Raw genomic sequence first — 11,743 nt, forward strand, 5'->3', positions numbered from 1 at the left:
CGCTATCGGCTGGAATGGAGGTAAGTGCGCTCAGGCGCCTGCCTGAGGGTAGTGTAGAAGCGCCCCTGCATTCAAGGGTTGCGGAAATGCTTGGACAGCTTCAGCCCCTGGCCCTGGTAGTTCGACGCTATGCCGGCACCATAAAGCTGCTCCGGCACCTCGGCCATCTTCTCATAGACCAGACGGCCCACCACCTGGCCGTGCTCCAGCACAAACGGCGCCTCGTGGCAGCGCACTTCCAGCACCCCGCGCGATCCGGCACCGCCCGCCGCGTCATGGCCGAATCCGGGATCGAAGAAGCCCGCGTAATGCACCCGGAACTCGCCCACCATCGCCAGATAAGGCGCCATCTCGGCGGCAAAGGCGGGCGGGATATGCACCGCTTCGCGGCTCACCAGGATATAGAACGCGCCGGGATCCAGGATGATGCGGCCATCCTTGGTGCGCACCTCCTCCCAGTATTCCTGCGGGTCGTATTCGCCGATCCGGTCCAGGTCGATCACCCCGGTATGCGGTTTGGCGCGGTAGCCGACCAGATCGGTGCCCGGCAGTTTCAGATCGACGGAAAAGCCCAAACCATCCTCGATCATCGCCTCGCCATCGACCAGCGGCGTGCACGCGTGCAGCATCTTCAGTTCCGCATCCGACAGCACCGCCTGGCCGCGGCGGAAGCGGATCTGGTTCAGCCGCATGCCCGGCCGCACCAGAACCGAGAACGAGCGCGGGCAGATCTCCGCGTAAAGCGGCCCCTGGTAGCCGGGCTTGATCCGGTCGAACTCCTCGCCGCCATCGGTGATGGTGCGGGTCAGAAGGTCGAGCCGCCCGGTGGAGCTTTTGGCATTGGCCACCGCGGAAACATCCTGCGGCAGCGCCAGACCTTCCATCAAGGGCACCACATAGACGCAACCCTTTTCCAGCACCGCGCCGCCGTCGAGGCTGATGCGGTGCATCTCGAATTCCGTCAGACGGTCGGAGACGCTGCGGCCCTGGCCCGCCAGAAAAGATGCGCGCACCCGGTAGGCGACATTGCCCAGCCGCAGGTCGAGGCTGGCAGGCTGCACCTGACCCTCCACCAGCGGGCTGCTGACGGTGATCGCGCCGTTCTCCAGCATGTTTTCAATGGTTTGGCTGGGCAAAACGCCTGTCATTTCCTGTCCCTCCCCGCGCCGGAATTTCCGGCGATGCTGGCCCAATCGGCCCCGCTGCGCAATCGGCAATTCAGGGCCGGGATATGAAAACGCCCGGGTGCCGAAGCACCCGGGCGTTTTTCAAATGGTCGGGCTAGCAGGACTCGAACCTGCGACCTTCCGTCCCCCAGACGGACGCGCTACCAGGCTGCGCCATAGCCCGTTGAAGAGCCTTCTAACCGTTTTCACGGCAGGGGCAAGAGGGGGCGGCAAGATTTTTTGCGCATCCGCCCGGAAATCCTGCCGGCTGAGGCAGTTGCAGGCCCGCGCGTGCGCAAGGGGGCGTTTCCCGGCGCGGGAAACGCCCGTGCAATCAGGGGAGGTCCGGACCGGACCTGGCGCCGGAGACCGGCACCCCTGCAACAGTGCCGCGAGCGGCCAGGGCGCGCAGATCTTCGGCGCAGGCGGCGATTGCGGCCACCGTTTGCGGCGGCAGGCTGCGGACAGCGGCCAGATGGGACAGAACACCGGGGTGGGGCAGGACAGTGGCAGGGGCGTCTGCCGTCGTTTCCAGCTCTGCCGCCGGGCTGTCTTGCGGCTGGTCCTGTTCAGCAGCCGCGTCTGCGTCAGGGTCAAAGCCGGAGGCAAATTCCAGCGCATCCACCCGACGGGCGGCCTCGTCCAGATCATGCGGCGGGAAGGCGGCGGCAGGATCGGCCGCGGCGCCTGCGTCATCCGCGCCGGGGTCTGCCTCCATGGCGGCGGCAAACGGCTCTGCGCCGCTGCCAAAGTCCAGCGGCTCTTCCGGCTGAACGCCCGCCGCGGCAGCCAGGGTGTCCTCGGACAGGTCCGGTTCGGGTGATTGGACTGCCAGCGGATCAGCCGCTGCAGGGCTGGCGGCGTCTTCCGCCGGTTCCCGTCCGAAAGCCTGCTCCGGCAAATCGGCTGTGTCCGGCCCGAGTGTTTCCGCAGCGGACGTATCCTCCAGCACGGGCGGCGGCGCTGCGGTCAAGGGGGCCTCTTCCGGCAGCGTCTCAGCGGGTCCGGTTTCAGCCGGTGAGCCAGGGAGGTCCAGCGTGTCGGGCTGTGTCTCGCCGGCGGCGGGCGGAGCCGCTGCCGGCTCAGCTCCCAAGTCCCAGCCAGTGGCTTCATCGCCGTCTTGCGGGTCTTGAATTTCTTCTGGCGCGGGGGCGAGCGGGGCGGTGTCTGCGGGGGCATCCGCTGCTGCTGTGCTCTCTTTAGCCGGGGTCTCAGCGGCGTCCTCGCTCCAGGGGGAAGCGGTGTCCGGTTCCACTGCAGCGGCATGGGAAGCCCCGGCGGCGTCTGCCGGTGCGGGCGCGGTGCCATCGGCGGCGGGGTCTTGCGCCGCAAGCGGAGATGCGGCGGAGAGGCCGGGGTCTGATTCTGCGGCGGGCGGGTCCAGATCCATCAGCATCTGCGGCTCTGGCTCAGCGGCGTCTGCGGGGGCGTCCGCAGGTTCCGGGATATCCGCCGGGGCAGCAGGGCTTACAGCCGCGGGGGCGCCTGCGGGGTCCTGCAGGATGTCGTCTGCCGCGGCGTCCTGTTGCGGGAAGCCGACGACATTGCTGGCTTCGGAACCCGTATCCTCCTCTGCCGCGTGCTCATGGCTCAGCTCCAGCGAGCTTTGCCAGTCATCGCCAAACTTGTCCGCCGGCGGCAGCGGCGCGGAGCGTTCTGGGGCTGCGCCGTCGACCGGGTGCGAGAACTCCGCCACGTGGGCGGGGCCATGCTCGCGCAGCAGCGCCTGAACGTCCTTGATCGACATCCCGTCGTCATGCAGCAGTTTCTTGATGCCGCCCAGAAGCCGCATATCCGCAGGCCGGTAGTACCGGCGCCCGCCGGCCCGCTTGACAGGTTTGACCTGCGTGAACTTGCTCTCCCAGAAGCGCAGAACATGCGCCTGCACGCCCAGCCAGTCCGCAACTTCGCTGATGGTGCGGAAGGCATCCGGTGATTTTGACATGGCTCAATTGGTCCCGTTAGTTACGGTTGCCGTCTGCCACGCGGTCTTTCATCAGGTGGGAAGGCCGGAAGGTCAGCACGCGGCGCGGCTGAATCGGCACCTCTTCGCCGGTCTTCGGGTTCCGCCCGACCCGGGCAGATTTATCCCTTACGCTGAATGTCCCGAACGAGGAGATCTTCACCTGTTCACCGCGCACCAGGGCGTCCGACATATGCTGCAGCATGCTTTCCACGAGCTGCGCGCTTTCATTGCGCGACAGGCCGACTTCCCGGAAAACAGCTTCACTCAAATCCATTCGTGTCAGTGTTTTTTCGCCCATACCAATCCCCGTTGTTTGCCAAAGCATAGGGTGCAGGGAAATTCCCTGTCAATATCAATGAATTGCGCGGGGTGTTTCGGGCGGGAATCCGGCTGGAAGAGTTACCAGCGCAGCACAACGGCGCCCCAGGCCAGACCGCCGCCGATGGCTTCGGTCACAATCAGGTCGCCTTCTTTGATCTGGCCGCGCTCTTTGCCGACAGACAGGGCAAGCGGAATGGAGGCCGCGGAGGTATTTCCGTGATCCTGCACGGTTACCACCACATTGTCCATGCTCAGTCCCATTTTCTTGGCGGTGCCCTGAATGATGCGGATATTGGCCTGATGCGGCACGATCCAGTCCACATCGGCCGCCGACAGCCCGGCGCGGTCCAGCGCGGTGTTCGCGGTAGAGGCGAGTTTTTCCACCGCGTGGCGGAATACCTGGTTGCCCTGCATCCGCAGATGGCCGGTCGACTGGGTCGAGGATACGCCGCCGTCGACATACAGCAGATCCTTGTAGCGGCCGTCGGAATTGAGATCGGTCGCCAGAATGCCGCGGTCCTTGTTGGTGCCCGCCAGCTCCTGGCCCTCCAGCAGCAGCGCGCCGGCGCCGTCGCCGAACAGCACGCAGGTGGAACGGTCGGTCCAGTCCATGATCCGGCTGAAGGTCTCGGCGCCGATCACCAGCACCCGGCTGGCCTGGCCCGAGGCGATCAGCGCATTGGCGTTGCTGAGCGCATAGACAAAACCCGCGCAGACCGCTTGGACGTCAAAGGCAAAGCCCTTGGTCATGCCCAGCTTGGACTGCACCATGGTCGCGGCAGAGGGGAAGGTGAGGTCGGCGGTGGAGGTTGCAACGACGATCGCATCCACATCGTCAGCCGTCAGGCCCGCATCCGCCAAAGCGCGCTCTGCGGCCTTGGCAGCCATATCCGATGTGGTTTCTCCCTCAGCGGCGAAATGGCGGCGTTCGATGCCAGACCGGGTGCGGATCCATTCGTCCGTGGTGTCCAGCGAGGCTTCGAATTCCGCGTTCTCAACCACCCGTTCAGGGAGATAGTGGCCTATGCCAACAACTACCGCGCGTCGCGTCATCCGGTGCCTGCCTATTTCAGTCTTTTTCGGTGGCCGCCCGCGGGGTGCGGGAAGCATTATTATCTTGGGTATGCGCGCCTGCAGATGCAACCCGCGCGGCCAGTTTTTCAGCGAATCCGTGCTGCGCCAGGCGGAACGCGAGCTTCACTGCGGCCGATACGCCGGTGGCGTCCGCGCCGCCGTGGGATTTCACCACGGTGCCGTTCAGGCCCAGGAATACTCCGCCATTGACGCGGCGCGGGTCCATCCGCTTGGACAGCCGCTTGAGCGAGGTCATCGCCAAGAGCGCCGCAATCTTGGACAGGAAGGAGTACTGGAACGCCTCGCGCAGCGCGGTGCGCATCACCCGCGCGGTGCCTTCGCCGGTCTTGATCGCCACATTGCCGGTGAAGCCGTCGGTGACAATCACATCCACCGCATTGCCGGGAATGTCGCTGCCCTCGACAAAGCCCACGAATTCGTAACTTGCCTGCGCCGCATTGTCCGCAATCAGCCCGAAGGCCTCTTTCAGCTCGGCGCGGCCCTTGTGTTCTTCGGTGCCCACGTTCAGCAGCCCCACCCGCGGGCAGGCGATGTCCATGGAGTTGCGCACGTAAGAGGTGCCCATCAGCGCGTATTGCAGCAGGTCCTCGGCATCCGCCTTCACGTCGGCGCCGACATCCAGCATGACGTTGAACCCCTGCGGATTCAGCGACGGCCACAGGATAGCGATGGCCGGACGGTTGATGCCCGGCAGCTTGCGCAAACGCAGCATGCTGAGCGCCATCAGCGCGCCGGTGTTGCCGCAGGAAACAGCGCCCGCCGCCTCGCCGGTCTTGACCGCCTCCAGCGCGGACCACATCGAGGTGCCCTTGCCGTTGCGCATCACCTGCGAAGGTTTGTCCTCCATCGTCACCACGTCGCGGGCATCGCGAATCTCGACGCGGCCCTTAAGGGCGCGCTTTCTGGCGACAAGAGGCTGCAGCTGCTCGGCGGGGCCGTGCAGGATGAACCCGATATCCGGGTTTTTCTGTGCCGACATGTCAATGCCGGCCACCACAACAGCAGGGCCGGCGTCTCCGCCCATGGCGTCAACAGAAATGATGATGCGGCCGGCTTCTGCCTGATTTTTCGCGGGTTTACCCGTCATGCGAAAGCCTGCCTGGCATCAGGATCCGGTACGTGGCTTACGCCGCGTCCTCGTCGATCTCGATTTCGTCAGCTGCCGCGACGATTTCCTTGTCGTCGTAATGGCCGCAGGACGGGCACACGTGGTGCGGGCGCTTCAGCTCGCCGCAGTTGCCGCATTCGTTCGGGTTCGCAGCAACCAGTGCATCGTGCGCGCGGCGGTTGTTGCGGCGCGATTTGGATACTTTGTTCTGTTGGACGGCCATGTCTCAACCTTTGTCTGTTTGGGCCTTGGGACCATCCCCGCGGCGCGATTGCATTCGTGTTCGATCGGTGTGACGTGCGTTTAGGCGGCTGCCCTAGCATTGTCCAACCAAAAATTCCGATGAGCGCGCGAAAATACTGCGAATCTCCGGCGGCGCAAGGTGTTTTTTAGGGCAGCGCCGCGCCCGGCGCCAGAAACAATTTCCGCATGTGCGAAAAAACTGCCTCTAGTCCTCATCTTTCAGCTGCCCGCGCAGGGCGGCAAGCCCGGCAAAGGGTTTGGTGTCCTCGTCCCGCATCGGCGCCACGCCGTTTTCGGCATAGACAGCCTCGCCCAGTTCGGCGCCGTCCTTGCGCGGGTAGGGCGGGATGTGCAGCGCCAGCGCCTCGGCCATCACCTGGCCCGGATCGATATGGCTGCCCAGCGGCTCGACGCTGTCGTCATCGGGCATTTCCACCTCGGCGCCTTCCGGCGTTTCGTACCGGGCAGTATAGGTGAGGGCCACCTTTTCCTCGATCCTTGTGGTCACCGGTTCCAGCGTGACCACGCAGTCCTGCACCACGGTCGCGCCCAGGGCGCCGGTCAGCTGCCAGTCGCGCTTGCCCAGGGCCTTGATCTCGCCGGTGAAGCGGACCTTGCGCAGGGCATTCACCCCAAGCTCTGCGGCCAGGGCGGCCAGCTCCTCCTTGCCTGGGATGATTTCAAAGGCGGTCGGGGTGTTCTGCGGCAGGTCCGCCACCCGCAAAGCGGTGCTCTCAGACATGTTGGGGACTTTCGTTTCTTGAACCGGAAGCGGTCATTAGGTAATCGGGTTGAAAGACGTATTCAAGCCGCACAGTGCGGCGAGGCTCGGGGGGCCCTCATGTTTCCAAAGGCGTTTCATTACAAGTCCGTTCTGCGCGGCGCGGTATTTGCGGCGGCCGGGCTGGCGCTGGCGGCCTGCGCGTCGGTCTACCGCAAGCATGGCTACGTGCCCACACCCAGCCAGCTGGCCGAGGTTGTGCCCGGGGTCGATACCAGGGATTCGGTGGCCGAAACCATCGGTGTGCCGTCCTCGACCGGGGTGCTGAACGAAAGCGGCTACTATTATGTCGCGACCCGCTTCCGCCACTATGGCGCTTCGGCGCCGAAACCTGTGGCGCGGGACCTGGTGGCGATCAGCTTTGACGCGCAGGGCGTGGTAGAGGGCATCCGCCGCTACAGCCTGGAAGACGGCAGGGTGGTGCCGCTGGAGCGCCGGGTGACCAGTTCCGGGGTGGAAGACAGCACCTTCCTGCGCCAGCTTCTGGGCAACCTGGGCAACTTCGGTCCCGGCCAGCTTCTGAACACAGAATAACCCGGGCTTACGGCTGTGCTGCCGCGTTTGCGCCAGGACATGCGCGCCGCACCAGCGCGGGCCTGCAGCAGGGGACAGCCATGGCAGAGCCGGATCTATTGCTGAGCAGAGGCCGCTACCGCGCCCGGCTGGCCGCCGGGTCGGAGGATATCGCCGCGGCGCAGGCCCTGCGGACACTGTGCTTTCGCACCGCCGGCACGGATAGCGACGCCTTTGACGGCCTCTGCGCGCATGTGCTGGTCGAGCAGGCAGGCTCCGGGGTGCTGGTGTGCTGTTTCCGGCTGCTGGTGCTGGAGGGCGGCAGCAGCCTGCGGAACAGCTACTCCGCGCAATTCTACGATCTGTCGCGGCTTGAGAGATTTGAGGGGAAGCTGGCAGAGCTGGGCCGGTTCTGTATGCATCCAGACTGGCATGATCCCGACATCCTGCGCATTGCCTGGGGAGCGTTGGCCGGGTTGATCGAGGCGCAGGACGTTAAGCTGCTGTTCGGCTGCACTTCCTTCGCGGGAACCTCTGCCGTGCCGTATCTGGATACATTTGCGCTGCTCCGGCAGCGGCACCTGGCGCCGGCGCAGTGGCCGGTGCTGGAAAAGGCGCCGGAGGTGGTCCGCTTTGCGGCAGAGCTGCAAGAGGCGCCCGATATGAAGCTTGCGGTGCAAGCGATGCCGCCGCTGCTGCGGACCTATCTGGCGATGGGCGGCTGGGTCAGCGATCATGCGGTGGTGGACCGGCAGATGAACACGCTGCATGTGTTCACCGGGCTGGAGACCGGCGCGATCCCGGAGGCCCGCAAACGGCTGTTGCGGGCGGTGGCCGGGTGATTTTGAGTATTTTCGGAAAGATGAAAGCGGAGCGTTGACGCGATTTTGCCGCCGGGGTAGCTGGCTGGCATGGCACGTATTCCTCTTTTGCAGATGTCCGGCATTTCCCTCAGCTTTGGGGGCGATCCGGTTTTTTCGAACCTCGATCTGGTGGTGCAGCCCGGCGACCGGGTGGCGCTGGTGGGCCGCAACGGCTCGGGAAAATCCACGCTGATGAAGGTGATGGCGGGGATTGTTGAAGCCGATCAGGGCGACATCGTGGTGCCGCCGGGTAAATCCGTCGGCTACATGGAGCAGGACCCGAAGATGGAGGGGTTTGCCACGTTGGGCGATTTTGCCGCCAGTGAGCTGGACCCCGGCGAGATGTACAAGGTGGAGCGCGCGGGCGAAGGGCTGAAGTTTGATCCGGCCCGGCCGGTGGAAACTGCCTCCGGCGGGGAGCGCCGCCGCGCCGCGCTGGCCAAGCTGATGGCCGAAGCGCCCGACCTGATGCTGCTGGACGAGCCCACGAACCACCTGGATATCGAGGCGATCACCTGGCTGGAAAATGAACTCAAAGCCACCCGCGCGGCCTTTGTGCTGATCTCCCACGACCGGGCGTTCCTGCGGGCGCTGACCCGCGCGACCCTTTGGGTGGACCGCGGCGAGGTGCGCCGCCAGGAAAAGGGGTTTGAGGATTTCGAGGCCTGGCGCGACAAGGTCTGGGAAGACGAGGACATGCAGCGACACAAGCTGAACCGGCTGATCAAAGCCGAAAGCCGCTGGGCGGTCGAAGGCATCTCCGCCCGGCGCAAGCGCAACATGGGCCGGGTGCGGGCGCTGCAGGACCTGAAGGCGGAGCGCGCCGGCCAGATCAAGCGGCAGGGTGCGGCGGAGATGGCGCTGGAGGCTGGCCCCAAGTCGGGCCGCAAGGTGATCGAGGCCGAGGGGCTGAGCAAGGCGTTTGGCGGCAAGCAGATCGTGAGGGACTTCTCGCTGAAGGTGCAGCGCGGCGACCGGGTGGCGTTTGTCGGCCCCAATGGCGCCGGGAAGACCACGCTGTTGAAGATGCTTTTGGGCATGGAACAGCCGGATGCAGGCTCGGTGCAGCTGGGCACCAATCTGGAAATCGCCCTGTTCGACCAGACCCGCGATCAGCTGGACGGCGATTCGACCCTGTGGGAGAACCTGACCGCCGATCCGCTCTTGGGGATTTCCGGCAAGGCGGATCAGGTAATGGTGCGCGGCCAGCCCAAGCACGTTGTGGGCTACCTGAAAGAGTTCCTGTTCGACGAGCGGCAGGCGCGGGCGCCCGTGCGGTCGCTGTCGGGCGGCGAGAAGGCGCGGCTTTTGCTGGCGCGGCTGATGGCGCGGTCCTCGAACCTGCTGGTCCTGGACGAGCCGACCAACGATCTGGATGTGGAGACACTGGATCTGCTGCAGGAGCTTTTGGACAACTACGACGGCACCGTGCTGCTGGTGAGCCACGACCGGGATTTCCTGGACCGGGTGGCGACCACCACCATCGCGATGGAAGGCGACGGCCGGGCCACGGCCTATGCCGGCGGCTGGAGCGATTACCTCGCGCAGCGCGGCCCGTTGGAGGCTGCGGAGCGGCCCGAGAAGGTGAAGCCTGCGAAGGCCAAGCCCAAGCAGGAGGCCCAGCCCAAGGACGGCCTGAGCTTCAAGGAGAAGCACCGGCTGGAGGCGCTGCCCGGCGAGATCGAGCGGCTGGAGGCGGAGATCGGCAAGCTGCAGGAGCTGATGAGCGATCCGCAGCTGTTCACCCGCGAACCGGTCAAGTTCAAGAAGGCCACCGAGGCGCTGGTGGAGCGGCAGGAGAAGCTGGCCGCCGCCGAAGAGGAATGGCTGCTGCTGGAGGAAAAAGCCGGGGGCTGAGGCCGGTTTTCCGGGTAGGTCAGTGCGGTTGACCAAATGTTTCGCGCGCGAAACATTTGGTCAAAGAGGCTGCCGTAAAAGTTTGGAATTCATAAAGAAATGTGAATTTTGGGTAGGGGCTGCGGGCGCTCGGTTCACCGTTTGATTACGGGTGCCGGGGGCGGGCCGGATTGCCGGTGACGGTCTGGCCCGCGGCGACGTCCCTGGTCACCACAGCGCCTGCGCCGACGATGGCGCCGTCGCCGATGGTGACGCCGGGCAGAATGATCGCGCCGCCGCCGATCCAGACGTCTGCCCCAAGGGTGACAGGGTATGCGATTTCCAGGCCTTGCGCCCGCAAGTCTTTGTCCTTGTGGTGCTGCGCGCAGTAGATCTGCACATTCGGCCCCAGCATGGTGCGGTCGCCGATGGTGACGGGCGCGGTGTCCAGGATGGTACAGCCCGCGTTCATGTAGACATCGTTTCCAAGGGTGATGTTGATGCCATAGGCGCAGTGAAACGGCGCCTCGATCAGGCAGTTTTCGCCGTGGGCGGCGAAGAGCGCGGCCAGCGGCGGGCTGAGCCGGGCCGCTGGATCGGGCGGCGCGCTGTTGTGCCGATGCACCGCCGCGCGGGCCTGATGCTGCAACACCCCCAGTTCGCTGTCCCGGCAACTGTACCACTCACCGGCCTGCATTTTCTGCCGTTCGGTCTTGCTCATTGAGCCTCCTTCCCGGGGAAGAGGACAGTGGCCCCAGCGGTTTGTCAATTGGCGGAGGGCTCCCGCGCCCGCAGGTGCCTTGGCTGCGCCAAGGCGCCTTGTTGCGGCTTTGGGCCGTGCGTTGCTGTGCAACGCCTAAGGTTTCTGCTGAGAAGCGCTTGAGGAGCAAGTGTGCCCCTCAAGACGCAATATCGAGTGTGTTTGCCGGTGGTTGCGCATCAAGGGTGAACCGTGCTGCGCACGGCGGCTTTGCCGCCCTTGACCCGCAACCAGCGGCAGGCGCGTCAGCGCATCCGCAGGGCGCCGTCGATGCGGATGACCTCGCCGTTGAGGTAGCCCATCTCGACGATGAAACCGGCAAGGCGGCCGTATTCGCGCGGATCGCCCAGGCGGGCGGGGTTGGGGACATCGGCGGCAAGCTGCTGCTGCACCTCTTCCGGCAGGCCGGCCAGCATCGGGGTCATGAAGATGCCGGGCGCGATGGTCATCACCCGGATACCGGAAGACGCCAGATCGCGCGCCATCGGCAGGCACATGCCTGCAACCCCGCCCTTGGAGGCGGCATAGGCGGCCTGGCCCTTTTGACCGTCAAAGGCCGCGATGGACGCGGTGTTAATGATCACGCCGCGGGCGTTGTCCGCATCGGGCGTATTCTTGGCGATTTCCACGGCGGCCAGGCGGGCGACGTTGAAGGTGCCGACCAGGTTGATGTCGATGGTGCGCTTGTAGGCATCCAGAGGGTGCGCGCCCTCCTTGCCCACGGTCTTGGCGCCGATGGCGATGCCCGCGCAGTTCACGCAAGCTGTGATCTTGCCCATCTTCTCGACCGCATGGGCGATGGCGGCAGAGACCGACTCTTCGCTGGTCACATCGGTCTGGGCAAAGTGGCCGCCGATTTCTTCGGCCACCTGGGGGCCGCGCTCCGCATCACGGTCGAGGATGGTGACCTGGGCGCCTTGTTCGGCGAAATAGCGCGCGGTGGCCTCACCCAGGCCGGATGCGCCGCCGGTGATCACGGCTGCGGTATCTGCAAGTTTCATGAGCGGGGCTCCTCCCGGTTATCTGAACATGCGTTCATATAATGGGATTGCCCCCGGCCTGTCCAGCGGGACGGGGCGTCGCGGCACGGC

12 protein-coding genes and 1 tRNA gene are annotated in these 11,743 nt (G+C 65.3%); 3 read left to right on the plus strand and 10 right to left on the minus strand.

Features of this window, described 5'->3' with window-relative positions; genetic code table 11:
* Window positions 1-71: 71 nt before the first annotated feature.
* From DAEP_RS0103660 to DAEP_RS0103695, 8 genes are all read right to left on the minus strand, one after another.
* Window positions 72-1,148: a 2'-deoxycytidine 5'-triphosphate deaminase gene (locus DAEP_RS0103660; RefSeq protein ID WP_027243719.1), complete on the minus strand. Its 1,077-nt coding sequence runs from the start codon at window positions 1,146-1,148 to the stop codon at window positions 72-74.
* A gap of 125 nt (window positions 1,149-1,273) precedes the next feature.
* A tRNA-Pro gene (locus tag DAEP_RS0103665) sits at window positions 1,274-1,350 on the minus strand.
* Window positions 1,351-1,500: 150 nt separating this feature from the next.
* A complete protein-coding gene (locus DAEP_RS24345) occupies window positions 1,501-3,111 on the minus strand; it encodes a MerR family transcriptional regulator (protein ID WP_245595052.1) in 1,611 nt (536 codons plus the stop codon).
* 16 nt (window positions 3,112-3,127) lie between these two features.
* Window positions 3,128-3,430, minus strand: a complete 303-nt coding sequence (gene ihfA, locus DAEP_RS0103675; RefSeq protein WP_008555015.1) for an integration host factor subunit alpha — start codon at window positions 3,428-3,430, stop codon at window positions 3,128-3,130.
* Between the two features lie 101 nt (window positions 3,431-3,531).
* Window positions 3,532-4,506 carry a beta-ketoacyl-ACP synthase III gene (locus DAEP_RS0103680; protein ID WP_027243720.1) on the minus strand — a complete coding sequence of 325 codons (975 nt, stop codon included), beginning with the start codon at window positions 4,504-4,506 and terminating at the stop codon, window positions 3,532-3,534.
* 16 nt (window positions 4,507-4,522) lie between these two features.
* Window positions 4,523-5,635 carry a phosphate acyltransferase PlsX gene (gene plsX, locus DAEP_RS0103685; RefSeq protein WP_027243721.1) on the minus strand — a complete coding sequence of 371 codons (1,113 nt, stop codon included), beginning with the start codon at window positions 5,633-5,635 and terminating at the stop codon, window positions 4,523-4,525.
* 37 nt (window positions 5,636-5,672) lie between these two features.
* Window positions 5,673-5,879: a 50S ribosomal protein L32 gene (rpmF, locus tag DAEP_RS0103690; protein WP_008558107.1), complete on the minus strand. Its 207-nt coding sequence runs from the start codon at window positions 5,877-5,879 to the stop codon at window positions 5,673-5,675.
* Between the two features lie 225 nt (window positions 5,880-6,104).
* The gene (locus tag DAEP_RS0103695) at window positions 6,105-6,641 is read right to left on the minus strand and encodes a YceD family protein (RefSeq protein ID WP_008556720.1); all 537 of its coding nucleotides are present in this window, start codon (window positions 6,639-6,641) and stop codon (window positions 6,105-6,107) included.
* A 99-nt stretch (window positions 6,642-6,740) separates the two neighbouring features.
* Between DAEP_RS0103695 and DAEP_RS0103700 the strand changes: the two genes are divergently transcribed.
* The 3 genes from DAEP_RS0103700 to DAEP_RS0103710 all read left to right on the plus strand — a co-directional run bounded on the left by DAEP_RS0103700 (window position 6,741) and on the right by DAEP_RS0103710 (window position 9,913).
* Window positions 6,741-7,214, plus strand: coding sequence for an outer membrane protein assembly factor BamE (locus tag DAEP_RS0103700; protein WP_008555242.1), 474 nt, complete (start codon window positions 6,741-6,743; stop codon window positions 7,212-7,214).
* 80 nt (window positions 7,215-7,294) lie between these two features.
* Complete coding sequence (locus DAEP_RS0103705) at window positions 7,295-8,035, plus strand: GNAT family N-acetyltransferase (RefSeq protein ID WP_051337312.1); 741 nt, start codon at window positions 7,295-7,297, stop codon at window positions 8,033-8,035.
* A gap of 69 nt (window positions 8,036-8,104) precedes the next feature.
* Window positions 8,105-9,913: an ABC-F family ATP-binding cassette domain-containing protein gene (locus DAEP_RS0103710; protein WP_084204394.1), complete on the plus strand. Its 1,809-nt coding sequence runs from the start codon at window positions 8,105-8,107 to the stop codon at window positions 9,911-9,913.
* A 145-nt stretch (window positions 9,914-10,058) separates the two neighbouring features.
* On the opposite strand, the gene DAEP_RS0103715 is transcribed toward DAEP_RS0103710, so the two are convergent.
* Both DAEP_RS0103715 and DAEP_RS0103720 read right to left on the minus strand, forming a co-directional pair.
* Window positions 10,059-10,613 carry a sugar O-acetyltransferase gene (locus tag DAEP_RS0103715; RefSeq protein ID WP_027243724.1) on the minus strand — a complete coding sequence of 185 codons (555 nt, stop codon included), beginning with the start codon at window positions 10,611-10,613 and terminating at the stop codon, window positions 10,059-10,061.
* Between the two features lie 284 nt (window positions 10,614-10,897).
* Complete coding sequence (locus tag DAEP_RS0103720) at window positions 10,898-11,653, minus strand: SDR family NAD(P)-dependent oxidoreductase (RefSeq protein ID WP_008555876.1); 756 nt, start codon at window positions 11,651-11,653, stop codon at window positions 10,898-10,900.
* Window positions 11,654-11,743: the final 90 nt, after the last annotated feature.

The organism is Leisingera daeponensis DSM 23529 (assembly GCF_000473145.1).
Taxonomy (GTDB): Bacteria; Pseudomonadota; Alphaproteobacteria; order Rhodobacterales; family Rhodobacteraceae; genus Leisingera; species Leisingera daeponensis.